This window comes from Rhodoplanes tepidamans (genome assembly GCF_030813915.1).
Taxonomy (GTDB): Bacteria; Pseudomonadota; Alphaproteobacteria; order Rhizobiales; family Xanthobacteraceae; genus Rhodoplanes; species Rhodoplanes tepidamans.
The window spans coordinates 51,309-75,701 of the sequence record NZ_JAUSUJ010000026.1 but is presented as its reverse complement, the minus strand read 5'-3'; the positions used below and the strand labels follow the sequence as shown (position 1 = coordinate 75,701).

Annotated in this window: 22 protein-coding genes; 6 read left to right on the top strand and 16 right to left on the bottom strand. The window is 70.8% G+C overall.

What is annotated here, in order from left to right:
- Positions 1-107 precede the first annotated feature (107 nt).
- Both J2S22_RS25105 and J2S22_RS25100 read left to right on the top strand, forming a co-directional pair.
- Positions 108-1,268, top strand: coding sequence for a PepSY-associated TM helix domain-containing protein (locus tag J2S22_RS25105; RefSeq protein ID WP_272778244.1), 1,161 nt, complete (start codon positions 108-110; stop codon positions 1,266-1,268).
- The gene (locus J2S22_RS25100) at positions 1,265-1,483 is read left to right on the top strand and encodes a hypothetical protein (protein WP_272778245.1); all 219 of its coding nucleotides are present in this window, start codon (positions 1,265-1,267) and stop codon (positions 1,481-1,483) included. The genes J2S22_RS25105 and J2S22_RS25100 overlap by 4 nt, the downstream gene beginning before the upstream one ends.
- Before the next feature lie 127 nt (positions 1,484-1,610).
- Here J2S22_RS25100 and J2S22_RS25095 read toward each other — a convergent pair whose 3' ends face one another.
- From J2S22_RS25095 to J2S22_RS25080, 4 genes are all read right to left on the bottom strand, one after another.
- Positions 1,611-2,357 (bottom strand): ABC transporter ATP-binding protein, encoded by a 747-nt coding sequence (locus J2S22_RS25095; protein WP_272778246.1) that lies wholly within the window; start codon positions 2,355-2,357, stop codon positions 1,611-1,613.
- A gap of 3 nt (positions 2,358-2,360) precedes the next feature.
- Positions 2,361-3,128, bottom strand: coding sequence for an ABC transporter permease (locus tag J2S22_RS25090; protein WP_272778247.1), 768 nt, complete (start codon positions 3,126-3,128; stop codon positions 2,361-2,363).
- Positions 3,128-4,114 (bottom strand): ABC transporter substrate-binding protein, encoded by a 987-nt coding sequence (locus J2S22_RS25085; protein WP_272778248.1) that lies wholly within the window; start codon positions 4,112-4,114, stop codon positions 3,128-3,130. Before J2S22_RS25085 ends, J2S22_RS25090 begins: the two co-directional genes overlap by 1 nt.
- Before the next feature lie 176 nt (positions 4,115-4,290).
- On the bottom strand, positions 4,291-4,494 hold the full coding sequence (locus J2S22_RS25080; RefSeq protein ID WP_272778249.1) for a TOBE domain-containing protein: 204 nt from the start codon (positions 4,492-4,494) through the stop codon (positions 4,291-4,293).
- A gap of 138 nt (positions 4,495-4,632) precedes the next feature.
- Here J2S22_RS25080 and modD point away from each other — a divergent pair, with 138 nt between their 5' ends.
- Positions 4,633-5,478: a ModD protein gene (gene modD, locus J2S22_RS25075; protein ID WP_272778250.1), complete on the top strand. Its 846-nt coding sequence runs from the start codon at positions 4,633-4,635 to the stop codon at positions 5,476-5,478.
- A 28-nt stretch (positions 5,479-5,506) separates the two neighbouring features.
- On the opposite strand, the gene J2S22_RS25070 is transcribed toward modD, so the two are convergent.
- Positions 5,507-6,238: a sulfotransferase family protein gene (locus tag J2S22_RS25070; protein ID WP_272778251.1), complete on the bottom strand. Its 732-nt coding sequence runs from the start codon at positions 6,236-6,238 to the stop codon at positions 5,507-5,509.
- A 370-nt stretch (positions 6,239-6,608) separates the two neighbouring features.
- On the opposite strand from J2S22_RS25070, the gene J2S22_RS25065 reads away from it, so the two are divergent.
- From J2S22_RS25065 to J2S22_RS25055, 3 genes are all read left to right on the top strand, one after another.
- On the top strand, positions 6,609-7,448 hold the full coding sequence (locus tag J2S22_RS25065; protein WP_272778252.1) for a class I SAM-dependent methyltransferase: 840 nt from the start codon (positions 6,609-6,611) through the stop codon (positions 7,446-7,448).
- Positions 7,449-7,607: 159 nt separating this feature from the next.
- Positions 7,608-8,756, top strand: coding sequence for a dTDP-4-amino-4,6-dideoxygalactose transaminase (gene rffA, locus J2S22_RS25060; protein ID WP_272778253.1), 1,149 nt, complete (start codon positions 7,608-7,610; stop codon positions 8,754-8,756).
- A 96-nt stretch (positions 8,757-8,852) separates the two neighbouring features.
- The gene (locus J2S22_RS25055) at positions 8,853-10,874 is read left to right on the top strand and encodes a hypothetical protein (protein ID WP_272778254.1); all 2,022 of its coding nucleotides are present in this window, start codon (positions 8,853-8,855) and stop codon (positions 10,872-10,874) included.
- Between the two features lie 180 nt (positions 10,875-11,054).
- Here the strand turns inward: J2S22_RS25055 and J2S22_RS25050 are convergent, their stop codons facing one another.
- The 11 genes from J2S22_RS25050 to J2S22_RS25000 form a co-directional block, all read right to left on the bottom strand.
- The gene (locus J2S22_RS25050) at positions 11,055-11,618 is read right to left on the bottom strand and encodes an acyltransferase (protein ID WP_272778255.1); all 564 of its coding nucleotides are present in this window, start codon (positions 11,616-11,618) and stop codon (positions 11,055-11,057) included.
- Positions 11,599-12,567, bottom strand: coding sequence for a glycosyltransferase family 2 protein (locus J2S22_RS25045; protein WP_272778256.1), 969 nt, complete (start codon positions 12,565-12,567; stop codon positions 11,599-11,601). The genes J2S22_RS25050 and J2S22_RS25045 overlap by 20 nt, the downstream gene beginning before the upstream one ends.
- A 144-nt stretch (positions 12,568-12,711) precedes the next feature.
- Positions 12,712-14,181: a hypothetical protein gene (locus tag J2S22_RS25040; RefSeq protein WP_272778257.1), complete on the bottom strand. Its 1,470-nt coding sequence runs from the start codon at positions 14,179-14,181 to the stop codon at positions 12,712-12,714.
- A 239-nt stretch (positions 14,182-14,420) separates the two neighbouring features.
- A complete protein-coding gene (gene cysN / locus J2S22_RS25035) occupies positions 14,421-16,301 on the bottom strand; it encodes a sulfate adenylyltransferase subunit CysN (protein WP_272778258.1) in 1,881 nt (626 codons plus the stop codon).
- Positions 16,301-17,206 (bottom strand): sulfate adenylyltransferase subunit CysD, encoded by a 906-nt coding sequence (gene cysD / locus J2S22_RS25030; RefSeq protein WP_272778259.1) that lies wholly within the window; start codon positions 17,204-17,206, stop codon positions 16,301-16,303. The genes cysN and cysD overlap by 1 nt, the downstream gene beginning before the upstream one ends.
- Positions 17,207-17,293: 87 nt before the next feature.
- A complete protein-coding gene (locus tag J2S22_RS25025; RefSeq protein WP_272778260.1) occupies positions 17,294-17,848 on the bottom strand; it encodes a hypothetical protein in 555 nt (184 codons plus the stop codon).
- A gap of 17 nt (positions 17,849-17,865) precedes the next feature.
- On the bottom strand, positions 17,866-19,695 hold the full coding sequence (locus J2S22_RS25020) for a glycosyltransferase family 2 protein (protein ID WP_272778261.1): 1,830 nt from the start codon (positions 19,693-19,695) through the stop codon (positions 17,866-17,868).
- Positions 19,696-19,824: 129 nt separating this feature from the next.
- Positions 19,825-21,336, bottom strand: a complete 1,512-nt coding sequence (locus tag J2S22_RS25015) for a sugar ABC transporter ATP-binding protein (RefSeq protein ID WP_272840638.1) — start codon at positions 21,334-21,336, stop codon at positions 19,825-19,827.
- 33 nt (positions 21,337-21,369) lie between these two features.
- Positions 21,370-22,422, bottom strand: coding sequence for a substrate-binding domain-containing protein (locus J2S22_RS25010; RefSeq protein WP_272778263.1), 1,053 nt, complete (start codon positions 22,420-22,422; stop codon positions 21,370-21,372).
- A gap of 20 nt (positions 22,423-22,442) precedes the next feature.
- Entirely contained in the window at positions 22,443-23,447 is a 1,005-nt protein-coding gene (locus J2S22_RS25005) for an ABC transporter permease (protein WP_272778264.1), read from the bottom strand.
- Positions 23,444-24,391 carry an ABC transporter permease gene (locus tag J2S22_RS25000; RefSeq protein WP_272778265.1) on the bottom strand — a complete coding sequence of 316 codons (948 nt, stop codon included), beginning with the start codon at positions 24,389-24,391 and terminating at the stop codon, positions 23,444-23,446. The genes J2S22_RS25005 and J2S22_RS25000 overlap by 4 nt, the downstream gene beginning before the upstream one ends.
- Positions 24,392-24,393: the final 2 nt, after the last annotated feature.

The following is a 24,393-nucleotide window of genomic DNA, read 5'->3' as shown; positions in this document are numbered from 1 at the left end:
TGCTACGGGCGGAGCATGACCGACATCGACCCCCGCGATCCGGCCCGTCCGCGTCCCGTCTCCGTCGCGATACAGCGCGAGGCCGCGACACCGCGCGAGGCCGCCCGATGACGCCGCGCGCCATCAAGGCGTGGTCGAAGGTGCACACCTGGACCAGCCTGATCTCGACGCTGTTCCTGCTGATGCTGTGCCTCACCGGGCTGCCGCTGATCTTCCACCACGAGATCGAGCACCTGACCGGCGAGACGGCGGAGCCCGCGGCGCTGCCGGCCGGCACGCCGATGGCCGATCTCGACCGCATCGTCGCGGTCGGCACGGCGCGGTTTCCGGGCTACGTGCCGCACTACGTCGTGTGGGACCGCGACGAGGCGGAGCTGGTGCATGTCGTGGTGTCGCCGACCTACACGTCGCCCGTCACCGACAACCGCCTCGTCACGCTCGACGGCCGCACCGCCGAGGTGCTGGGCCAGCCGGAGCCCGGCGGCTTCATGCACGTGATGCTGCAGCTCCATGTCGACATGTTCGCCGGGCTGCCCGGCAAGCTGTTCCTCGGCGCGATGGGGATCCTGTTCGCCGTCGCGATCGTGTCCGGCGTCGTGCTCTACGCGCCGTTCATGCGGCGGCTCGACTTCGGCACGGTGCGGGCGTCGTCCTCGCGGGCCCGCTGGCTCGACCTGCACAACCTGCTCGGGGCCGTCACCATCGTCTGGGCGCTCGTCGTCGGCCTCACCGGCACGATCAACACCTGGGCCGAGCTGATGATCGGCTACTGGCAGAAGACCGAGCTGGCCGAGATGGTGCGGCCTTACGCCGACAAGCCGCCGCTGGCGCAGCACGGCTCGGTGCAGGCGGCGGTCGATGCGGCGCGCGCCGTCACGCCCGGCAAGACGACCTTCTTCATGGCCTTCCCCAAGGCGCCCTACTACACCGACCAGCACCATTTCGTGGTGTTCATGCGGGGCGAGACGCCGCTCACCGCACGGCTGATGACGCCCGTGCTGGTCGACGGCGAGACCGCGACCGTCACGGCGACGCGCGAGCTGCCCTGGTACCTCACCGCGCTCCTGGTCTCGCAGCCGCTGCATTTCGGCGACTACGGCGGCATGCCGCTGAAGATCATCTGGGCCGTGCTCGACGTGATCACCATCGTGGTGCTCGGGAGCGGCCTCTATCTGTGGATCGCGCGCCGCCGCTCGCGGGTCGGCGTCCGCCGCGTCGCGGCGCCCGACGCGATCCCCTCCGCCCCGTCGACGCAGCCGGCCGAATGAGCGTGACCACGTCCCGCAGGCCCGCCGTACGGCGCGACAGCGCGGCCCGCATCTGGGCGTGGCCGATCGCGCTCGCCGTGCTCAGCAGCGCCGGCCTGCTCGCCGCCCTGGTCGGCGACGGCCTCCTCGATATCGTGTCCTGGCTGACGCTCGGCGTGCCGGTCGCCGTCACGGCGTGGTTCGTGGCCCGGCGGCAACGGGCGACGGAGCGGTAGAGCGGTTTCCACTGAAGCCGATCCACACTCCGCTCATTCCCGCGAAAGCGGGAATCCAGAGCGACACGTCGTGCGGCCCCTGGGTCCCCGCCTTCGCGGGGACGAGCACAAGTCGGGGCCCGGGTCGTCACCGCCGGAAGCTGCTCTGGACCACCCCGCCGGGCCCCAGCAGCGCCGCCCGCACGGCGGGGCGGTCGAGAAGCGCGGCGGCGGCGCGGTGAATCGCCGACGGCTCCGCGACCGGCGCCACCCGCTCGTCGTGGACGATGCGGGCCGGCCGCGCCGAGAGCACCAGCAGGCGGTCGGCGAGCCGAACCGCCTCGGTGACGTCGTGCGTGACGAACAGCGCGGCGAGCCCGGTGTCGCTCACCGCGCCGCGCACCAGGTCCTGCAGGTCGCGGCGCAGCCCGACGTCGAGGGCCGCGAAGGGCTCGTCCATCAGCACCAGGTCGGGCGTCGCGGCGAGCGCGCGGGCGACGGCGACGCGGCTCTGCATGCCGCCCGACAGCGCGTCGGGCCGCTTGGCGCAATCGGCCGCCGAGAAGCCGAAGCGGCCGAGCAGCCCGCCCGCCTTTTCGCGCGCTGCGTCGCGCGACACTCCTTGCGCCAGCAGCGCGAAGGCGACGTTGTCGCGCGCCGACCACCACGGCAGCAGCCGCGGCTCCTGGAACACCACGGCGGTGCGCCGGAAGCCGTTGACGACGCGGCCGCCGCTCGGCCGCACGAGGCCGCTGGCGAGCCGCAGCAGGCTCGTCTTGCCGCAGCCCGACGGCCCGAGCAGCACCGCGACCTCGCCGGGCGCGACCGCGAGGTCGAACCGTTCGAGCACCGGGCCGTCGCCCCAGCGCAGCGTGACCTCGTCGAAGCGCAGCACGGCTCACCCCGCCGCGACATGCGGCCGGCGGCCGCGCAGCACGCGCCGCATCGGCGCCAGCAGCAGACCGTCGCAGACCAGCAGCAGGCCGACGATCAGCAGGATCCACGCCATCGTCTCGGCGAGATCCAGATGGGCGCGCGCCTCGGCGATCCTGCCGCCGATGCCGCTGCCGCCGGCCAGCACCTCGGCCATCACCGCGACCTTCCAGGCGAAGGCGAGCGCGGTGGCGAGCGCCGGCAGCAGGTGATCGAGGAGCTGCGGCAGGAGGAGGGCGCGCAGCCGCAGCAGCGGCGGCGCCCCGCACACCCGCGCCATCTCGGAGAGCTGCGGGTCGCGCGCCGCGACGCCCTGGGCGGCGCCGGCGAAGACGATCGGCGCCGTCGTCACCAGCACCGTGAAGGCGGGCGCGCCGCCCTGCGGGCCGAACCACAGGAGCGCCAGCACCACGAAGGCGATCGGCGGCGTGCCGAGCGTCACGGTCATCACCGGCCGCAGCGCCGCGCCGAGCGGCCAGGCGAGCCCGGCCGCGATGCCGAGCCCGGTGCCGAGCGCGGCGCCGGCCGCCCAGCCGCCGAGCGCGTTGACGATGGTCACCCGCAGGGCCGGCCCCGCCTCGCCGTCGACGACCAGCCGGGCGAGCGTCTCCACCGTCTCGGCGGGCTGCGGCAGCACGAACGGGCCGAGCATGCGCCAGCCGGCCTGCCAGCCGGCCGCCACCACGGCGAGGCCGGCGAGACCGAGCGCGGCACGGGCCAGACGGTGCGGCATCACAGGTCGAGATAGAACGCGTCCGCCGGCAGCCGGCCGCCGAGCGCCGCGGGCTGCAGATCCAGGATCGCGCCGTAGAAGGTCTCCAGCTCGGCCTTCATGGCGCGGGCCGACTGCACGTCGATGTGGAAGTGATCGAGCGAGGCGACGAAGATGCCCGGCTTGATGCCCATCTTCTGCTCGGCCAGCGCGGCCGCCTCCTGGCGGTTCGCCAGCACCCAGTCCCTGGCCGGGGCGAGGCCCTGGCGCAGCGCCGCCAGCAGCTCGGGCGACTCGTCGATCAGGCTCTGGTGAAGGGCGACGCCCGCCATCGGGATGCGCGGCTTGCCGTAATGCCGGCCCCACATCTCCTGCAGGCTGACCACCCGGCGCAAGGTGCGGCCCTGCTGCCTGGCCATGGCGATCGCGGCGGTCGCCGAGGGCTCGTGCAGGATCGCGGTCGCCGCCTGGCCGGCCCCCATCATCTGGGCCGCCTCGGACGGGTTGCGCGTGTACGTGATGGTCATGTCCTTGTCGGGGTCGAGCCCCTCGCGCCTGGCGATGGTGCGGAAGACGAGATCCGGCATGTCGTTGCGGAAGAAGCCGATCAGCGCCTTGCCGCGCAGGTCCTGGAACGACCGGATCGTCTCGTCGCCGGAGACGAGCGACAGATGCCCCATGCTGATGATCGCGAGGAGCCGCATCGGCATGCCGCGGTTGGCGAGATTCGCCGGCACGTGGCTCGGCGTGGTGATCAGCCGCGAGCGGCCGGACACGAGGCCGGCGCGCAGGTCGTCGGTGTCGCGCCACAGGCGGAAGCCGGCGTTCGGCGCCGCGGCGGCGAGCCCGCCGGTCTCCAGGAGCCGCACCAGCACGATGGTCGCGGCATTGGGGGCGCCGAGAATCTCCAGCCCCTCGACGGGACGGGAGCGGGCGGGGCGCGGCAGGGCGGAAAGCGCCGCTCCGGCGAGACCGGAGGCGAGCACGCGGCGACGGGTCGGGATCATGACGGGCCTCGAAAGTCGGCGGCAGCGTTGAGCTATATCAATTACGATATAGCTTTGGGCACGGGTCGGCGCCCTCGGCGCGCGACGCGGGAAACGGGCGGAGACCGGCGCGGCTGGCGCGCCGGCGGTGCCGGCCGAGGCCGGCGGCGGGGGATGGACGCGGAGGAGACGGGCGTTCAGACGCCGACCATCACGTCCGACGCCTTGATCACGGCAAAGGCCTTGCCGCCGACCGCGAGGCCGAGCTCGTCGACCGCCTCGTTGGTGATCGAGGCGGTGATCACGCTGCCGCCGATGTCGAGCCGGACATGCGCCGTGGTGGCGCCCTTGTGCACTTCGACGACCTTGCCTTCGATCACGTTGCGGGCCGAAATCTTCATGGCTGATCCCCTGGGGGGTTGATGACGACATCGCCTCGCCGCCGGTCCGGCCCCCGGACGAGGCTGGATTCCTGTATCATTTCATATATAGGACAGCAAGCCGCGCGGTGACCCGCCACGGCGCCCGAGAGGTCCCCGATGCTGCCCGCCCTGCCCGACCACGCCCTCGATGCCCTGCTCGCCGACGACGTCCCGCTCGGCGACCTGACCACCCACGCGCTCGGCATCGCGGAGCGGCCGGCCCGCATGACCTTCACGGCGCGCGACCCGCTCGTGGTGGCGCTCTCGGAGGAGGCCGCCCGGCTGCTGGGGCGCGCCGGCGCGCAGGTCGAGCTGTTCGCGCCATCGGGCACGGAGGTCGGGCCCGGCGGGCCGATCCTCGCGGCGCACGGCCCGGCCGGAGCGCTGCATCGCGGCTGGAAGGTGGCCCAGACGCTCGTGGAGATCGCCTCCGGCATCGCCACGCGGACGCGGGCGATCGTCGCGGCGGCCCGCGCGGTGGCGCCCGACGTCGCGGTCGCCTGCACCCGCAAGGCGGTGCCGGGCGCCAAGGCGCTGTCGATCAAGGCGATCCTGGCGGGCGGTGCGGTGCCGCACCGGCTCGGCCTGTCGGAGACCATCCTGGTGTTCGACCAGCACCGGCGCTTCCTGGCCGACCTCGCGCCCGCCGAGATCGTCGCCCGGCTGCGCCGGAGCGTGCCGGAGAAGACGGTCGTGGTGGAAGTCGACGCGGTCGACGAGGGGATCGCCTGGGCCCGGGCCGGTGCCGACGTGATCCAGGCGGAAAAGTTCTCGCCCGAGGCGATCGCCGCCCTGGTCGCCGCCCTCAAGGAGGCGGCGCCGGCGACCATCGTGGCGGCGGCCGGCGGCATCGGTCCCGACAACGCCGCCGCGTATGCTGCCGCCGGCGCCCGCGTGCTGGTCACCTCGGCGCCCTACACGGCGAAGCCGCGCGACGTGCAGGTGCGCATCGCACCGGCGTGAGACGCCGACCGGCGCAGTCGGGCTCGCCTCACGGCGAGGATCGCCCGGCCGCGCTCTCGGAGGTCGCGGCCCCGTCGAGCTGCCCGGCCCGCCGGATCATCTGCGCCTCGAAGAACGCGATGTCGTCGGCGAGCAGCGTCTCCAGAGCGGACCTGACCCGAGCGTCCCGGAGAACGCGCTCGATCTCCGCCCCGTATCCGGCCCGCGGATTCTCGTTCACGCGGACGCGATGCCCTTTCACCCCGAGCAGCCGCTCCAGCCGCTCGATGTCCTCCGCGAGGCGGTCGACGTCGCCGATGAAGTCGAACGTCGCCATGTCGACGTCGCGGAAGAAGTGGTCGCGATAGAACCACCTCATCTGCGGGAGGGCGGCGAAATCGAGAAGCGTCATCCGCTCGCCGAGGACGCGATCGTGGAGCGCGTGGCCGTGCGGCGGGGTCTCGAGCCAGAAGTAGTAATGGGACAGCGTTCGCGCCAGCGGATGCCGCAGGACCGTGATGCGCCGCGCCGCCAGAACGTGGTCGTACTTCCTGATCCAGAAGTGCCCGTGGACGGCGCGGACGCTCGCGGCCAGCGGGCGCGCGTGGCACGCCGCCAGGAACGCGGCCGTCGCCGTGTTCATCGGAGACGACGGATCGATCGGCCGATCGTCGTAATCGAGGAGAAGCTGGGGTCCGGGGAAGACCGATTCCAGCCAGGCGCGAAACGACGTGCCGGCGCATTTCGGCACGTGAACTGACAGGAGTGGTCGATCCTGCATGCGAGTGCTCCCGGGGCTCTGCCGATCTATCACCCTCTCACCCGCGGCACCACCCGGCGAGAAGCGGCTCGGCACTTTTGCGGCGGGGTTCCGCGTCGATCGCGGTTCCGGAGCGCTCGTAGAGGACGTCGATGCCGGTCGCGCCATGCCGAGGCCGACCGGCCCGGCCGAGCCGGACTGGTCCGGCCGATCCGACTCCGACCCGGACCCGCCGTCCGAGTTCACCCTGACGCCGGGGAGGGCGCGCTCGTCCGAACCGCTCCGCGGAGGATGGCCGAGAGCGTGCAAAAGAGGCCGCGCCCGATTGTGTCGCTGTCCACCGCGCGGCATAGATCGCGGACGATCCCATTTTCGGGCGGGCGGGCTCTTCATGGACGACACGACCGTCAGGCGCATCTTTCCGCAGGCCGTCCCGGTCGCCGGGCGTCGGTGGCGTCTGGGAACCGCCCGGGGCGTCAGCTATCCGGCCGACCGGGCCGGTGTCGCCGAGATCGAGGACATCTCGTTCTGGTTCCGCCATCGCAACGCGGTGCTGTGCGAGGCCTGTCGCCGCTTCGGCAGGCCGGGCCCCTTCCTCGACGTCGGGGGCGGCAACGGAGCCGTCGCCCGGGCCCTGAGCGCACAGGGTGCCGACATCCTGGTCGTCGAGCCGGGAGCCGAAGGCGCGGAGATCGCCGCATCGCGCGGCCTGCCGGTGGTGGAGGGGCTCGTCGAGCCGGACGCCTTCGTCGAGGAGAGCGTGGCGAATGTCGGCGCCTTCGACGTGATCGAGCACGTGGCCGACGATCTCGCGCTGCTGCGGCTCCTTCATCGTCTGCTCGCGCCGGGCGGAATGCTGTTCCTGACCGTGCCGGCCAACACCTGGCTCTGGTCGAGCGACGACGATTTCGCCGGCCATGTGCGCCGCTACTCGGCGTCCGGTCTCGCTGCGCTCGTCACGAGCGCCGGCTTCGGCGTGGTCTATTCGAGCTACTTCTTCGCCCCGCTGGTGCTGCCGGTCCTCCTGCTCCGGGCGCTTCCCAGTCGGCTCGGCTTGCGCAGGGTCTCGACGGCGGCGGCCACGCTGCGGGACCATCGGCGGCACGGGATCGTCGAATCCGCCATCGAGGCCTGTCTGGCCCGCGAGGCCCGCCGGCTCGCAGCCGGGAAGCGGCCGCGCCAGGGAACGTCGATTCTGCTCGTCGCGCGCCGTCCGGCAAGGCCGGCGTGACACCGACCGTTGCTCGACCCGGCGAGACAGCTCTCCGGCGACCACGCACTCCTGCGCCATCGCCTTCTGTCGCATACACCACTTGCAGCTGTCGTCCGAGTCCTCTACGCCGCGATACGACACTGATGTCGCCAGTCCCCCCAGCGAGACCAGAACGATATGACGTCGCGCATTCCATTCAACCGGCCGACGATCGTGGGGCGCGAGCTCGCCAACATCGTCGACGCCGTGACGCGGGGGCAGCTCGCCGGCGACGGCTTCTACACGCGGGCCTGCGAGACGCGTCTGCGCGACATCGTGGGAGGCGGCTCGGTCTTCCTCACCCATTCCTGCACGGCCGCCCTGGAGATGGCGGCCATCCTGCTCGATCTCGGTCCCGGCGACGAGGTCGTGATGCCCTCCTTCACGTTCGTGTCGACGGCCAATGCCGTGGCCCTGCGCGGCGCGACGCCGGTGTTCGTCGACGTCGACCCGCAGACCCTGAACATCGACCCCGAGCGCGTCCGGACCGCCGTGACCGCGCGCACGAAGGCGATCTTCGCCGTCCATTATGCGGGCGTGCCGGCGGAGATGGACACGCTGCAGCAGATCGCCGACGCGCATCGACTGCCGATCGTCGAGGACGCGGCCCAGGCGCTCGGGTCGCGCTACCGGGGCCGCCCGGCCGGATCGCTCGGCCGCCTCGCGGCGTTCAGCTTCCACGAGACCAAGAACGTGATCTCGGGTGAAGGCGGCGCGCTCGTCGTCAACGATCCGCGACTCGCCGACCGGGCCGCGATCATCCGCGAGAAGGGGACCAACCGGACGCAGTTCTTCGAGGGCCGGGTGGACAAGTACACCTGGGTCGACATCGGCTCGTCGTTCCTGCCCGGAGAGCTGGTCGCCGCCTATCTGTACGGACAGATCGAGCTCGCGGACGCGATCAATGCACGTCGGCGGGCCGTGTGGCACCTCTATCACGAGGCCCTGGAGGAGCTCGAGCGAGGAGCGCTGCTGCGCCGCCCCGTCGTGCCGGCCCACTGCGATCACAACGGGCACATGTACTACGTCCTGCTTCCGACGCCGGACGCGAGGAGATCTTTCATCGCGGCGATGGCGAAGCAGGGAATTGGAACGCCGTTCCACTACGTTCCCTTGCACGGCTCGCCGGCCGGCCGCCGGCTCGGCCGCGTGTCCGGACCGATGCGGGTGACCGACGACCTCGCCGCCCGACTCGTCCGCCTGCCGCTGTTCCACAGCCTGTCCGACGACGCGGCCCGGGACGTGGTCTCGGCCCTGCGGAGCAGCATCACCGGAGGTCGGCCGTGAACCGCGCCTCGATGGTTCTTTCCGCGCCTCTCTTCGACATTCGATGAACCTGGCGACTCGAGTGGACGATCGTCGGTCCAAGATGGGTTTCGAGCCATGACCACGTTCCGACCTCCGATCATGGCGGTTGCGGCTGCCACTGCGACAATCGTCGTTCTCCTGGTCTACTGGTCCGTGTTCTCCGTCTGGACCGCGACCTCCTGGCTTTCCTTTCCGCACTTTCTCGGCGCCGTCCTGGTGCTGTTCGTGCTTCCGGGTAGCCTGCTGTCCGGACTGTTCCGCCTCGACGTGACGCCGATCGAGCACCTGACGCTCGCGACGGTTCTCGGCATGGCGGCGACGGGCGCGATCTACGCGGTGCTCCAGTGGAGTGGCGCCGGGTGGCTGCTCTGGGCCTGGATCGCGATCGGGACCCTCGGCGTCCGCGCGCTCTGGCGCACGATGTCCCCGGGCTCCGCGAAAACACCCGGCAAGGAGCACGTCGCACTCCCCCTGGTCGTCTTGGCGGCCTGCACGCCCCTCGCGGCGATCAACTTCTACTACACGAACTTGTCGCTGACCGGCGACGGGCGTCTCGTCTTCGTCGTCACGAACGACCTGCTCCTGCACGCCTCGATCACCTCGGAGCTGACCCACACGGTTCCGCCGCAGGTGCCGTTCCTGGCCGGCGCGGCCCTGAACTACCATGTCGGGATGGACGTCGCGACCGCGGTTCTGGTCCGCTTCGGCGGGCTCGCCCTGCCGGACCTGATGGTCCGGTTCTGTCCGACCCTGTTCATCGCGACGAACGTGCTCGCGGCCTTCTGCCTGATCCGGCGCGTGACGGGCTCCGGCCCGGCCGCCGTCGTCGGCGCTCTCCTGGCGGTTCTGGGCGAGGATCTGGCGTTCATCCCCGGATGGCTGCAGGGATCCGCAGGGGTCTGGAGCGTCGCCTACTTCCGCGTACCGACGGCATTTTCGCTGGCGTGGCATAATCCGATGGTGGTCGCGCACGGCTTCATGTTCATGTCCTTCTTCTGCCTGCAGCGTGCAGCCGCGACGTCACAGCTGCGGTGGGCCGCTCCGTTCGCGCTGCTGTGCGCCGTGCTGATCGAGATCAAGCTCTTCACCTACATTCATCTGGTCGGCGCCCTGGCGCTGTCGTCGGCTGTTCTCCTGCTCGCTCGCCGCGGTCCCTTCCTGATACCCGGGATCGCCGCGGCCTGCGCGAGCCTGCCGCTGGCAGGCTACATGGCGGTCGTGAATCTCGGAACGCCCAGCTTCGTCTGGATCTTCAAATCGGCGATCCCCTACTACGTGTCCACCGCGTGGACCGCCATGGCGCTTCCCTGGCTGGCCGGGCACACTGTGTTCGGGACCGCCGCCTATCTGGCGATGACCTTCGGGTATCGCCTGTTCGGCATCCCCGCCATGCTTCGCAGCCTCGTGCATTTCGTCGCGCAACCGTTCGAGTTCTTTCTCACCGTGTTCGTCGTTCTCGGACCGGTCCTCACGCTCGGCTCCTATGTCGTTCCGGTCGCCGCCGGCCCCAGCGCCTACAACAACTCGGTCTGGTTCCTGGGACAGGCGAAGTACGCTGCGACGGTCCTTGCGATGGTGGGCCTTTGCGCGATCTGGCGAAACAGCGCCCGCGTGGTCCGGATCGCCCTCGTGCCGCTCGTCGCCGTCGCCGGATTCGCATCGACGGTCCAGTACGTCAGCAAGGTCGCGACACGACGGCCGGTGGCCGAGCTGACCCGCTCCGAGCTCGCCATGATCGCCGCCGAGAACGACAAGGCGGCCCCGGGAGACGTGATTCTGACGACCCGGAACCCATCGGTCCTCACGCTGACCCGGCTGCGGGTCCCATTCCACGGCATCTTCGAGGCGTCGTTTGCGAGCGTCGCCGACCTCCCGAAGCGGAGGGCCGCCGTGGACCGGTTCTGGTCGAGCTGGGCGAACGGATCGGTGGAGAGCGAACCGCTCGTGCGTCATCGGGTCCGCTGGGTGGCGGCGGAAAAGAAAGCCACGCCCCCGTCACTCAGAGACGGCACGGCGTGCGTCGTGCAGCAGCCATGCCTGACCAAGGTCTTCGAGACCGACGACCATCTCTTGTTTCGAGTCGACCCGGCCCCGTGATACCGACCTTCTCCACCATGTGAGCATCGATTCAGCGGGACCGTGGATGCCACGTTCGCGCGACGAGCGAAGTGCACAAGCCACACCGTAGAGCGGGAGCCGGTCTCCACTGGAGGCGCGGCGGACATCTGCCGCTCGGTCCATCGGAATTGCCCGTTGTCCTCCGTTTCGACCGATCGGCTATGGCTGTTCGTCGGCCAAATACTGTCGCTCCAGTTCGAGCAGATCTCGCCGTCGCCGCTTCAGTCGTTTGGCCGGAACTCCGAAATAGACACTCCACGGCTGCGTGCTCTTGGTCACCATCGTCATGGCGCCGACGGCGGTGCCCTCGGCCAGCGTGACGCCCGGGAGCACGACGGACCTTGCGCCGACGATGCAATGACGCCCGATCCGCACCGCCGCCTTCTTCTCGGACTTGTACTCGTCCGGAACGGTCGAATTCGTCATCGTCCTGCCGGAGTAGTCATCGCTCTGAGAGAAAACATAGCAGCCGTAAGCGAGGCCGGTGAAATCTTCCATCACGACGCCGGGCTCCCCGCCTGCGACATTACAGAATACCGAAATAAAGACGTTCCGTCCGATCACGACCCGCCCGGAGACCACGCAGAAATCGTCGATCCGGGAGTTGTCGCCGATCTCGATCCGGTCGTGATCGTAGATGCTCGCCTTGTCGCTGACGAGCACGTTCTTGCCGAGCGAGCGGAATCCGAGCCGTTCGAGCTGATCACGCGAGAGGTAGGCCATTTCCGGATCCTCGGTTCGTCGTCCCGGCGCCCCGTCCGTAGACGCGACGCACGATGGTATAGGGTCTCTGCTTGACCTCGGTGAACACCTTCGAGAGATAGATCCCGACGATCCCGATGAAGCAGATGATCATCCCTCCGACCAGCCAGATCGAGGCGATCACCGACGTCCAGCCGACCAGCGGGCGCGTCAGGAACAGCGCGTTGAACACCAGATAGGCCACATACGCCGCCGCGAAGAACGAGATGGCGAGGCCGATGTTGAACACCCAGATCAACGGGGCGTTGCTGAACGACGTGACGGCGTTCACGGCGAGCGAGATCTTGCGGCGCAGGGTGTAGCTCGATCCCGGCCGCCCGTGCTTCTTCACCGCGAACGGCCGCTGGTCGAATCCCGTGAGATGGAACAGGCCGACGATGAACACCTCGCGCTCCCGGTGCAACAGCAGCGCGTCCACGAAGCGCCGCGTCATCAGACGCGCGGTCACGATGCCGCGCGGAAGATCCATGCCGCTGCTGAGGTTGAACACCCGGTAGAACAGATCGCCGCTCACCCGCTCGAACAGACCGCCCTTGCGGACCTCTTGCACGCCGTAGACCATGTCGCACCGCGTGTCGTCCATGGCCCGCGCGAACGGAAGCAGCCATTCGGGCTCTTCCTCGAGATCCGTGTCGACGAGGAAGATCCGATCGCCGCGCGCATGCTCGAGCCCGGTCAGCATCGCCTTGTGGTGGCCGAAATTGCGGGACAGGTCGACCACGACGACATGGGCGTCGACGTCGGCGATCCCGACGGCCAGCTCGAGGCTGTCGTCGGGCGATCCGTCGTTGACCAGGACGATCTCGTAATCGTCGCCGGCGAGGGCCCGTGCGGCGTCGGAAGCGCGGCGGTGGAACTCGCCGACGAAGGCGGAGGACTTGTAGAGCGTGGCGACGACGGAGAGCTTCATCGGCGCCGTCCGGCTGTCGGCGTACGGAGCGGCCCGGCGCGGCCGGGTCGGCCGTCGCCCCGGCACGTTCGCGATCTCGCGGAGCAAGTTCCATTTTCGATCATCGCGCCGCACTCCGCCCGGCCAATCCGTTCTCGGGCCGCATCACGGCGCGAAGGCGATTGGACCGAACAACATGCCGCTCGCGATCGCAGCGGCCAGGACCTGTCCGACCAGAATAAGCCAATCGTCGAAAGCTCTCGGAGGCCGCGACCACAGCAGGGATCCACGCGAGGCCGTCGCACAGGCGACTGCAACGGCGATGACCGGAACGAATCCGACGTAGTGTCGTCCATGACCGAGAACGACGAACGGGCCGACGGCAAAAAGCAGCCCCACGTACTTGAAGGCCACCGAGAGATACAGATTGAGCGCTGCAGGCGCGACGGGAACGAGCATCAGCGCGATTCCCACCAGCAGCAGGCTTCGCCATCCCCAGTGATTGATGCTCATCATCGAGCTGAAGAGAAGCGATCGCCACTCGGGACCCGGCCAGCGGTCGCTGGAAGCCGATATCGTCGCGAAACGAGTGAGAAACTGCTCGCTGTTCAGAAAGAAGCGCCCGACGTTCGGGGCGACCGCCTCGGCATAGCTCCGAAACGTGAGATCAGACAGTGCCGAATCACGCTCGATCCGGGCCTGATCACCATAGCTGAGCCCGGTTTCCTTGGCGCGTGCGCGGATGTGGTTCTCGACCGGCATGAACCGCTTGCCCACCGCGTCGATCGGTTCGATGTAGCTTCGACTTCCCAGCAATGCGATTCTGGATGCCGTCACGCTGGTCACCGTCAGATGGAACCCATGCAACGAGCTCACCGCCAAGGTCCATGGGGCGACCACGACCGCCAGCCCTACAGCGAAGACACCAAACTGAATCGCAAGCCGCGACAGACGCTCTCTCATCGTCTGACGTCCGATATTGCCGAGGAACAACAGCACGGCGAACATCGGCGCCAGAAGCCAATAGAAACCTCGCAGATAGGTGAGAGCGCCGAGCATGAGCCCGAACCGGAACACCGGCCCGTTGCCGGCCCACTCGATCGTCCCGGTTCGAACGCGGCGCAGGAACATCAGCACCATGATGAGCAGGGCGTGGGTGCCGACCAGATCGGCCCACAGCGTGAACGCATAGATCGAGTAATAGGGAACGATCGAAATGCAGAGCGCATAGACCAGAGGCGCGCGTCCTCCGAACTCATCACGCAGGAGTCGGAGAAGCACGCACAGCAGTACGAAGTTCAGCACGCCGACATAGAGGCGCAGCACGGGAATCGAATCGGTCACGAGGCTGACCGGCGCCAGAACGACGGCCATCCCGGGCATGAACCAGCCCGGGCCGACGAGCGCCGCGAGCGCCGCGTATGCGCGCGGAGCATCGAGCCGAGCCGCGTCGACCAGCAGCTCGGGGACCCGCTTCGAGGCGGAGAGATAGAAGAACTCGTCGCCGGAAAGAGGCACGTGCCTCGCCAGAACGACCCACATCAAAAGCTGGACAACACCCAGAACGGCCGAAACGCCGAGTAACGATGCCTGATCGCCGCGTGGCCAGGCTAGAGAAAGGCTCGTCACCCGCATCGACCCCTCCAGGTATAATTCGGAGTAGGGTGACGACGGCTTGCGACAGTCAAGCAACCATGCCGCCCGCAGAGGTTGTATGACTGCCTTTTCGAGTCATCTGGCTACGATCTACTAACATAACCGGCTACGCAACCTTTAGTAGGCCGCGGTAATATATTGCTCCAGCAGACAAAACTGCGGCTACTCGGCCACCAGCGGAGTAAAAAAATACCCCCGGACACGTCGGCCGCAGCGCCTCAGCCCCCCCGCACCCGCGCCACCACCTGCTCGGCCAGGGCTTCGGCGCTCTCGGCGGCGGTGTCGAGGACGAGGTCGGGGGCGTCGGGGCGCTCGTAGGGGGAATCGATGCCGGTGAAGTTCGTGAGCCGGCCGGCCCTCGCCTTGGCGTAGAGGCCCTTGGGGTCGCGCGCCATGCACAGGTCGAGCGGCGCGTCGACGAAGACCTCGACGAACTCGCCCGCGCCGAGCAGCTCGCGCACCGCCTGGCGCTCGGCCCGGAACGGCGAGATCAGGGCGCACAGCACGATCAGGCCGGCGTCGACCATCAGCTTCGCCACCTCGCCGACGCGGCGGATGTTCTCCACCCGGTCGGCGTCGGTGAAGCCGAGGTCGCGGTTGAGCCCGTGGCGGACGTTGTCGCCGTCGAGCATGTAGGTGTGCAGCCCCTCGGCGTGCAGGCGCTGCTCGACGAGACGGGCGATGGTCGACTTGCCGGCGCCGGAGAGGCCGGTGAACCAGACGACGCACGGCCGCTGGCCCTTCAGCCGCGCCCGCGCCGCCTTGTCGACGGCGAGCCGCTCCCAGCGCAGGTTGGCGGCGCGGCGCAGGCCGAAGTCGATCATGCCGGCCGCCACGGTGTCGTTGGTCTCGCGGTCGACCAGCACGAAGGCGCCGGTGGTGCGGTCGGCGGCGTAGGAATCGAAGGCGATCGGCGCCGCGACCGAGAGGTTGCACACCGCGATCTCGTTGAGCACCAGCCGGCGCGCGGCGAGCGGGGCGAGCGTGCGCACGTCGATGCGGTGGCGGATCTGCGACACCGTGGCGCCGACCCAGCGGGTGCCGATGCGCATCAGGCAGGCCCGGCCGGGCAGCAGCGGCTGCTCGCCCATCCACAGGAGATGCGCCTGGATCTGGTCGCCCACCTCGGCCGGCGCGTCGGCCGCCGCCAGCAGGTCGCCGCGAGACACGTCGCGCTCGTCGGCGAGCACCAGGGTGACGGCGTCGCCCGCCGCGGCGGCGTCGCGGTCGCCGTCGGCCGTGACGATGCGGGCGACCGTCGAGCCGGCGCCCGAGGGCTGCACCACGACGGCGTCGCCGACCGCGACGCGGCCGGACGCGACCGTGCCGGCGAAGCCGCGGAACTCGGCGTTCGGCCGCGCCACCCACTGCACCGGCAGGCGGAACGGCGCGGCGGCCGGATCGCTCTCCACGTCGATCGTCTCCAGGAGATCGAGCAGCGCCGGCCCGCCGTACCACGGCGTGCGCGGGCTCGCCGCGACGACGTTGTCGCCGAACCGTGCCGACACCGGCACGGCCGTGAGGGAGGCGAAGCCGAACGGCTGCACGAACGCCGCGAAATCGGCGACGATGGCGTCGAACGTCTCCTGCGAGAAGCCGGCCAGATCGATCTTGTTGACCGCGAGCACCACGTGGCGCACGCGGAACAGCGCGCAGATCGCCGCGTGCCGGCGGGTCTGGTCGAGCAGGCCCTTGCGGGCATCGACCAGCAGCACGGCGAGCTCGGCCGTCGAGGCGGCCGTCGCCATGTTGCGGGTGTACTGCTCGTGCCCGGGCGCGTCCATCACCACGAAGGAGCGCCGCGCCGTGGCGAAGAACCGCCAGGCGACGTCGATGGTGATGCCCTGCTCGCGCTCCGCCTCGAGCCCGTCGAGCAGCAGCGCGTAGTCGACGTCCTCGCCGGTGGTGCCGAAGCGGCGCGAGTCGCGTTCGAGCGCGGCGAGCTGGTCGTCGAACACCCGCCTGGAATCGACCAGCAGGCGGCCGATCAGCGTCGACTTGCCGTCGTCCACCGAGCCGCAGGTGAGAAAGCGGAGCTGGCCGCGCCCGGCCGCCTCGATCGCGCCGCGCGCCGGCGCGTCCTGGTCGGCCGCCGTCATCAGAAGTAGCCCTCGCGCTTCTTGCGCTCCATCGAGGCGGTCTCGTCGGCGTCGATCAGCCGCCCCTGCCGCTCCGACGTGGTCGCGGCGCGCATCTCGGCGACGATCGCGTCGAGCGTCGTCGCGTCGGATTCGATCGCCCCGGTGAGCGGATAGCAGCCGAGCGTGCGGAAGCGGACGCGCCGCATCCGCGGCACCTCGCCGGGGCGCAGCGGAAAGCGGTCGTCGTCGACGACGAGCAGCATGCCGTCGCGCTCGACCACCGGCCGCTCGGCGGCGAAATAGAGCGGCACCACCGGGATGCCCTCGGCCCGCACGTACTCCCACACGTCGCGCTCGGTCCAGTTGGAGAGCGGGAAGACGCGCATCGATTCGCCCGGCGCGAGGCGGGTGTTGAACAGCCGCCACGGCTCGGGGCGCTGCCGCCGCGGCTCCCAGCCGTGGCTCGCCGACCGCAGCGAGAACACCCGCTCCTTGGCGCGCGAGCGCTCCTCGTCGCGCCGCGCCCCGCCGATCGCCGCGTCGAAGCGGTGCTGCTCCAGCGCCTGCTTGAGCGCCTCGGTCTTCATCACCCGCGTGTGCACGGCCGAGCCCGAGCGGAACGGGTCGACGCCGGCGCGTACGCCCTCCTGGTTCACGTGCACGATCAGGTCGAGCCCGAGATCGCGCGCGGTGCGGTCCCGGAACGTGATCATGTCGCGAAATTTCCAGGTCGTGTCGACGTGCAACAAGGGAAACGGCAGCCGGCCCGGAAAGAATGCCTTGCGCGCGAGATGCAGCATGGCGCTCGAATCCTTGCCGATCGAGTACAGCATCACGGGCCGCTCGAAGGCGGCCGCGACCTCGCGCAGGATGCCGATGGATTCGGCCTCGAGCTGGCGCAGATGGATCGGCAGGGACGGCATGGTGCGGCGTCGGTGGATCGGTCGGGACCGGGGGTGGACAGTGCTATGGCACGGTCGGACCCGGCGCGGAAGGGGCCGCCGGGCGGGTCAGCATCCGTTGATCTTGAGCTGTGGATTGACGATGTCGAACTGGAGGTCCTGGTTGACCACCACCACATAGGCCCCGGCGCGGGTGACGGCGCAGCCGACCGGCTCGTCGAAGGTCGCGGCGAAGCCCGCCTTGATGTAGTCGGCCGGAAACAGCAGGTAGTCGGCGACGTCGTCGCGCGGGGACGTCGTGCGCACGACGAACACGGCGACCTTGGGGGCGACGATGACCACGTCCACGGGCCGGTTGCCCTTGCGGGTGTCGACCGCCCAGCCCGCCACCTTCAGCCGCCCGTCGGGCAGCACGTCGGCCGCGTCGACGATGCCCTTGAGGCCCTCCGAGCGGGTGAGGCCGGCCTTGGCGGCCGCCCTGGCGAACTCGAAGGCCGGCGTGTTGCCGAGCCGGCCGACGACGCCGGCGACGTCGGTGTCGCTCCGCACCCGGCGCCAGTAGAGCGCGTTGTCGACATAATCGACCAGCGGGTACGAGACCACCGCCCACACGCAGGCGAGGGCCGCACCGGCCAGGATGGCGAGAACCGTCCGGATCGACATCGGGGGCGGCAGCCTCGTCAGCGCGTTCGGGTCGGACGCGCCGGGCGCGGCGGGAACGCCAGGGCCCAGGCGCGATCGAGCGACAGGTTCGCATTGTAATACGGGTCGGCCGCCAGATCCTCCGCCCAGCGTTCCCGCATCAGCCGTACATCCTCGGCGAATCGCGCCGCATGGGCCGTGTCGTGCGGCCCCAGCGAGGCCGATTCGTGGTGCACGAGCGCGGCCGCCGGCGTCCACAGGATGCGCCAGCCGGCGCGCCGGATCCGCAGGCAGAGGTCGACGTCGTTGTAGGCGAGCGGCAGCGCCTCGTCGAAGCCGCCGACGTCGCGGAACACGTCGGCCCGCACCGCCATGCAGGCGGCCGTGACGGCGGCGACGTCCTGGTCCAGGGCGAAGCGGCCGAACGGCCCCGGGCTGCCGCGCGGCACCCGGTGACCGGCATGGCCGGCGATGCCGCCGAGCCCGAGCAGGACCCCGGCGTGCTGGATGGTCCCGTCCGGATAGTACAGCATGGCGCCGGCCGCCCCGACCTCCGGCAGCATCGTGCGCGCCGCCAGCGCAGCCAGCCAGCCGGGGCCGAGCGCCTCGGTATCGTCGTTGAGGAAGCACAGGAACTCGCCGGTCGCCTGCGCGGCGCCGTGATTGTTGACCTCCGAGTAGTTGAACGGCCGGTCGGGACCGACGACGAGCCGCACCCGCGGATCGGCGGCGAGCCCGTTCAGGAAGGAGGCGCGCTCCGGATCGGCGAGCGCCGGTTCGGCGACCAGCACCAGCACCTCGAGCGGGTCGTAGTCGGTCGCCCTCAGCAGCGTCTCGAAGCAGCGCCGCGCCACCGCCGGCCGCCCCGTGGTGGCCACCAGCACGCTGACCCGCGGGGCCGGGCGCGGCAAGGCCGTCGCCACCCGGTTGCCGACCGGGCCCGGCTCGACCGTGGCGGCGACATCGAGGGCGGCGAGGTGCTCCGCCACCGCCCGGCGCGCGGCGGCGCCGCCCTCCGGCATCCGCCAGCCGCCGGGATGCCGGCCGCCCGGGCGCCGGTGGAGCAGGACGCGCGGCAGGTGCCGGATCGCCGCCGGCGGCACCGCCCGGGCGATCCGCAGGGCGAGATCGTGCTCCTCGGCGCCGGCCAGTCCGGGCCGGAAGCCGCCGAGCCGGAGAACGGTCGCCCGGTCGTGCACGGCCGGCCGGCCGACCGCGTCGCAGCCGAGCATCAGGGCCGGGTTCCAGTCCGGCTTGAACCAGGGATCGGCCCGCACGGGCCCGCGCCAGGGCAGCCGGGAGGGCCGCAGCACGTCCTCGTCGCCGAACGCCAGGGCGAGACCGGGGTCGTCGGCGAAGGCCGCCTGCGCGGCCGCCACCATGTCGGGGGCCGGCCGGTCGCCGGCGTCGAGCACGGTGACGAGCGGCGCGGCGGCGCCGGCGGCGAGCGCGGTCGCGGCCGCCGCCCAGGCGTCCTCGGCCCGCTCCGGCGGCGCGACGGGAACCAGATCGACCCGCGGCTCGGCCGCGGCGAGCCGCACCAGGGCGGCCGGCGGGGGCCCGGCGACGGCGATCCGCAGCCGCCAGGCCGGGCTGGTCTGGGCCTGCAGGGCCCGCAGCGTGGCGGCGAGGTCGTCCGGCACGCCGGGCTCCGGCAGCAGCACCGCGATGCTCCGGCCCCCGTCCGCACGCGGCGCGGACAGCCGCGGGTCCGGCAGCCCGGTGCCGTAGCGCCGGATCCAGGCCGCATAGCCGCGCGGCGCCAGGAGCCGGCGCAGCCGACGTCCGGCGCGCTGCGCGAGCGCGACGAGCCCCGCAGTCCGCAGAATGTCGAGCGCCCGACGCAGATCGTGCGAGAAAGCGCGCAAGAGTCGGCTCGCAGGGACCATCGAGACGCGGCACCATCCGAAGAACACCGGCCCTCCGGGGGGGGGGCGGCCGATTCGGGCGCACGTTAGCGGCTCCGTGGCACGCGGCAAGGCGCGGCGGCCGGGTCCCTAGGGTGGCAGGCCGGGGCGGGCGGCGGCCAGCACGGCGGGATCGCCGCTCGCCGCACGGAACAGCGTCGGCTCGTCGACGGTGCCGCGCGCGAACGCGGCGACCACGGCACGATCGCGCATCACCAGGATGCGATCGGCGACGGCGAGGAGCTCGGCAAATTCCGAGGAGACCACCAGAACGGCGAGCCCGCGGCCGGCGAGCTCGACCAGCAGGTCGTGGATCTGCGCCTTTGCGCCGACATCGACGCCGCGGGTCGGCTCGTCGCAGATCAGCACCCGTGGCTCGGCCAGCAGGGCCCGGGCGAACACCGCCTTCTGCTGGTTGCCGCCGGAGAGGTGGTTCACGGGCGCGGCGAGGCTCGGCGCCGCGAGGCGCAGCCGCGCCAGCATGTCGCCGCCGAGCTTCTGCTCACGGCCTGCCTGCAGCAGGCCGAAGCGCGACACGCGGTCGAGCGCGCCGGCCGTGGTGTTGGCGAGCACGCCGAGCGGCACGAACAGGCCGTCGCGCTTGCGATCCTCGGTGACGTAGACGACGCCGTGACGCAGCGCTGCGCCGGCGCTGCGCCGGTCGACGGCCTTGCCGTCGATCGTCATCTCGATCTCGTTCGACCGCGCACGGCCGGCCAGCGCCCGGGCCAGATGGGTGCGCCCGGCGCCGACGAAGCCGGCGAGCCCGACGATCTCGCCGGCCCGCACGACGATGCTGCTCGTCGCCTCGCCGGCCCGGTAGGTCGCGGCCAGCCGGACCGACCCGGGCGTCGCGCGAGGCGGCGGCGCCGCCGCGGCCGCCGCCTCGCCGAGCATCAGACTCACCAGCCCGGCATGGTCGAGGTCGGCGACGCGACGCGTCGCCACGCGGATCCCATTGCGCAGGACCGTCACCCGGTCGGCGATGCGGAAGACCTCGTCGAGCCGGTGCGACACGTAGAGGATCGCGACGCCCACGGCCTTCAGGCGCTCGATCACGGCGAACAGCCGCTGCTGCTCGGGCGGCGACAGGGCGGCGGTCGGCTCGTCGAGGATCAGCACCTGCGCCTCGAACGACAGCGCGCGGGCGATCTCGACGAGCTGCTGCTCGGCGACGCTGAGGCCGGCGACCGGCGCATCCGGGTCGAGCCGGAACCCGTGGGTGTCGAGGAGCGCCGCCGCGTCGTGCCGCATGCGGGCCCGGTCGACCAGGCCGAGCCGGGTGCGCGGCTCGCGGCCGAGAAAGACGTTGGTGGCGACGTCGAGCAGCGGCGCCAGCGAGAACTCCTGGTGCACGATACTGACGCCGGCCCGGTGGGCCTGCTGCGGCGTCGCGAAGCGCACCGCGGCCCCGGCGAGCCGGATCACGCCCGCGCTCGGCGCGAGCGAGCCCGACACGATGTTGAGAAAGGTCGACTTGCCGGCGCCGTTGGCGCCGACCAGGGCATGGACCTCGCCGGCCTCGGCGGCGAAGTCGACGCCGGAGAGGACCGGCACGCCGGCGAAGGATTTCGACAGTCCCTCGGTCTCGAGAAGAGCCATCGCCGGCGCGCTCCGTGTCCTCGTCCGCCGCCGCTACTTCGGCTGCCAGCTGGCCGGCAGCTCGTTCGCCCAGGTGTCGTCCGAGGCGTCCCGCCGCACGTACTTGCCGACCTCCGAGGCCGGGATGACGACCGAGGGGACCTGGCGACCGCGCTCGACCGGCTGCCCCTTCAGGATCTCGAGCCCGAGCTGGACGGCGTCGCGGCCGACCTTGGTCGGAAACGTGATGATGCCGCCCTTCTGGTTCTTGTCGACCCATTTGAGCCAGCCATTGTACTCGTCGGCCGGCGACATCACGACCTCGTTCAGCCGGCCAGCCTCCTCGAACGCCTCGGCGAGGCCGGCGGACATCTGCCCGGACGGCGAGAACACCCCGTCGATCCGCGGGAACCGCTGCAGCAGGTTCTCGGTGATCTGCTTGGAGCGAGCCCGGTTCCAGTTGCCGTGCTCGGCCGAGAGCAGCTCGATGCCCGGGAACTCCTTCATGACGGCGTCGAGTGCCGCCTTCTGGTCGACGGTCGCCGAATGCCCGGCGATCGGCAGCATGGCGATGATCTTGCCCTTGCCGCCCATGTCCTTGAACAGTTGCCTGGCCGTCTTCTCTCCGAGGTCCCACTGGCCGATATACGCGTTCGAGGTGGTGCTCGGGCTGTAGTAGAAGCCGCCACCCGTGTTGACGGCCGGGATGCCGGCGTCGATCGCCTTCTGCAAGGCGCCGGCGATCGCCTTGTTGTCGACCGGCCAGTAGATGATCAGGTCGACCTTCTTGTTGATCAGGTCCTCGATGTCGGCGACCTGCTTGGCCGGCTTGAAGCCGGCATCGGTGACGACGACCTCCTTGATCTCGGGATGCAGCGAGGCCTCGTACTTGATGTGGGCGAGGGCGTAGACGACCCACGAATTGGTGAGATAGCCGGCCGAGACGCCGATCGTGTAGGGTCCCGGCTTCTTGAACCGCGCCGTGTCGACCTTCTCGGCCGCCTGGGCGACCAGCTCCTCGCGCTTGGTCTGCGCCGTCGCCGGCCCGATCACCGACAGACCGACCGCCACGACGGCCGACAGCATGATCACGCGTGCGTATCGCATGTCGTCACCCTTTCTCCGGTTCAAGCCTGGCGGGCCTCGCGCATCCGCCGATAGAGTGCCGAGGCCGCGATGATGACGGCGCCCTTGACCACCAGCTGGGCGTGGTAGGGGAGGCCGACGACGTTCACGAGATTGAAGGCGACGAACAGGATCAGCACGCCGGCGACCGTGCCGCCGATCCCGCCGCGTCCGCCTTCGAAGGTGGTGCCGCCCAGCACCACGGCGGCGAGCACGTCGAACTCGTAGCCGCTCGCCGCGAGCGACCCCGAGACGCCCGAGCGGGCCAGCAGCGCGAGGCCGCCGAGCCCGCCGAACAGGCCCGAGAGCGCGTAGGCGATCAGCACGGTGCGCCGCACCGGCAGGCCGGCGAGGCGCGCCGTCGCCGGATTGCTGCCGATCAGGTAGAGCCGGCGGCCGAACGTGGTGAGCCGCTGCACCGCCAGGCCGAGGCCGGCCACCCCCACGAAGGCGAGGCCGAGCACCGGCAGGACGCCGCCGATCCGGATGTTGAAGGCCTCGCGGAATCCGGGCGCGACGATGCCGTGGGCAGTGCCGCCGGTGATGAGCTGGGTGACCCCGTAGAGCGTGATCGCGGTGCCGAGCGTGAGAATGAACGGCGACACGCCCGTGAAGGCGATCAGGGCGCCGTTGAGGGTGCCGACCGCGGCACCGGCCAAGCAGGCGAGCACCACCGCCGGTGCAATGTTGGCGGGCTCGCCCGCCATGACGGCGGCGCAGACGACGGCGCCGAGCGAGATGGTGGCGCCGATCGAGAGATCGACGCCGCCCAGGATCATCACCAGCGTGACGCCGACCGCGGCGATGCCGATCGGCGCCGCCTGACGCACGATGTTGCCGAGATAGACGGGCCGCAGGAACGCATCGGACAGGACTCCGGCAAGCACCAGCAGCGCGACCAGGACCAGCCAGATCGCCAGCATCTCCGGGATGCGGCGGGCACGCCGCGGCTGCGGCACCGCCGCCTGCGGCAGGGCCGCGGCCGCCATCTCGTCGGGCCGGCTCATCGCGCGACCTCCGGACGGATCTGGCCGATCAGGATGACGACGATCACCACGCCGCCCTTGATCACCATCTGCAGGAACGAGGAGACCTCCAGCAGGTTGAGCATGTTGCTGACCATCCCGAGCACCACCGCGGCGGCGACGCTGGCGACGACGCTGCCGCGGCCGCCGGCGAGCGCGGTGCCGCCCAGCACCACCGCCACGATGGCGTCGAGCTCCAGCCCGACGCCGGCGTTCGGGTAGCCGGTGCCGAGCCGGCCGAGCAGCAGCAGGCCCGCGAGGCCGGCCGACAGGCCGCTGATCACGAAGGCGACGAGCACGACGTGGTCGACCGCGATGCCGGCCTGGCGGGCGCTCTGCACGGCGCCGCCCACGGCGGCGAGATGCACGCCGAAGCGCGTGTGATGGAGCGCCACATGAGCGAGTCCGGTCGCGACCAGCACCAGCAGGAACGACGGCGGCAGGCCGAACAGCTCGCCGTTGGCGAGCCAGGTGATCGCCGGCGACGGCGCGCCCAGGCTCTGGTCCGTGTAGATGAAGGTGACGCCCTGCAGGATGGTGAGCATCCCGAGCGTCAGGATCAGCGAGTTGATGCGCAGGGCATTATTGAGCACGCCGGTGAGTGCCCCGATCCCGGCGCCGAGCGCGACGGCGAGTCCGACCGCCGCGAGCGTCGCCTCCGCTCGGCCGTCCATCAGGTCGGCGGCCAGCACCAACACCAGCGTCGCCAGCATGCCGACCGAGAGATCCATCAGGCCGGCGACGACCACGAAGGTCTGTCCGATCGCCAGCAGCGCCAGCACGGCCGACTGCCGCGCCACATTGGCGAGGTTGTCGGGAGAGAAAAAGCCGGGCAGCAGCGCCGCGGCGAGCGCGAGCAGCAGGGCCGCGACCCACAGGATCGGCGGCCCCGCCACGGCCCGTCGGGTCACGCTGGCGGCCATCATGG

Coding starts and splice junctions, on each gene's coding strand:
- J2S22_RS25105 (WP_272778244.1), top strand. CDS start 108: ATGACGCCGCGCGCCATCAAGGCGTGGTCGAAGGTGCACACCTGGACC.
- J2S22_RS25100 (WP_272778245.1), top strand. CDS start 1,265: ATGAGCGTGACCACGTCCCGCAGGCCCGCCGTACGGCGCGACAGCGCG.
- J2S22_RS25090 (WP_272778247.1), bottom strand. CDS start 3,128: ATGCCGCACCGTCTGGCCCGTGCCGCGCTCGGTCTCGCCGGCCTCGCC.
- J2S22_RS25085 (WP_272778248.1), bottom strand. CDS start 4,114: ATGATCCCGACCCGTCGCCGCGTGCTCGCCTCCGGTCTCGCCGGAGCG.
- J2S22_RS25080 (WP_272778249.1), bottom strand. CDS start 4,494: ATGAAGATTTCGGCCCGCAACGTGATCGAAGGCAAGGTCGTCGAAGTG.
- modD (WP_272778250.1), top strand. CDS start 4,633: ATGCTGCCCGCCCTGCCCGACCACGCCCTCGATGCCCTGCTCGCCGAC.
- J2S22_RS25070 (WP_272778251.1), bottom strand. CDS start 6,238: ATGCAGGATCGACCACTCCTGTCAGTTCACGTGCCGAAATGCGCCGGC.
- J2S22_RS25065 (WP_272778252.1), top strand. CDS start 6,609: ATGGACGACACGACCGTCAGGCGCATCTTTCCGCAGGCCGTCCCGGTC.
- rffA (WP_272778253.1), top strand. CDS start 7,608: ATGACGTCGCGCATTCCATTCAACCGGCCGACGATCGTGGGGCGCGAG.
- J2S22_RS25055 (WP_272778254.1), top strand. CDS start 8,853: ATGACCACGTTCCGACCTCCGATCATGGCGGTTGCGGCTGCCACTGCG.
- J2S22_RS25050 (WP_272778255.1), bottom strand. CDS start 11,618: ATGGCCTACCTCTCGCGTGATCAGCTCGAACGGCTCGGATTCCGCTCG.
- J2S22_RS25045 (WP_272778256.1), bottom strand. CDS start 12,567: ATGAAGCTCTCCGTCGTCGCCACGCTCTACAAGTCCTCCGCCTTCGTC.
- J2S22_RS25040 (WP_272778257.1), bottom strand. CDS start 14,181: ATGCGGGTGACGAGCCTTTCTCTAGCCTGGCCACGCGGCGATCAGGCA.
- cysN (WP_272778258.1), bottom strand. CDS start 16,301: ATGACGGCGGCCGACCAGGACGCGCCGGCGCGCGGCGCGATCGAGGCG.
- cysD (WP_272778259.1), bottom strand. CDS start 17,206: ATGCCGTCCCTGCCGATCCATCTGCGCCAGCTCGAGGCCGAATCCATC.
- J2S22_RS25025 (WP_272778260.1), bottom strand. CDS start 17,848: ATGTCGATCCGGACGGTTCTCGCCATCCTGGCCGGTGCGGCCCTCGCC.
- J2S22_RS25015 (WP_272840638.1), bottom strand. CDS start 21,336: ATGGCTCTTCTCGAGACCGAGGGACTGTCGAAATCCTTCGCCGGCGTG.
- J2S22_RS25010 (WP_272778263.1), bottom strand. CDS start 22,422: ATGCGATACGCACGCGTGATCATGCTGTCGGCCGTCGTGGCGGTCGGT.
- J2S22_RS25005 (WP_272778264.1), bottom strand. CDS start 23,447: ATGAGCCGGCCCGACGAGATGGCGGCCGCGGCCCTGCCGCAGGCGGCG.
- J2S22_RS25000 (WP_272778265.1), bottom strand. CDS start 24,391: ATGATGGCCGCCAGCGTGACCCGACGGGCCGTGGCGGGGCCGCCGATC.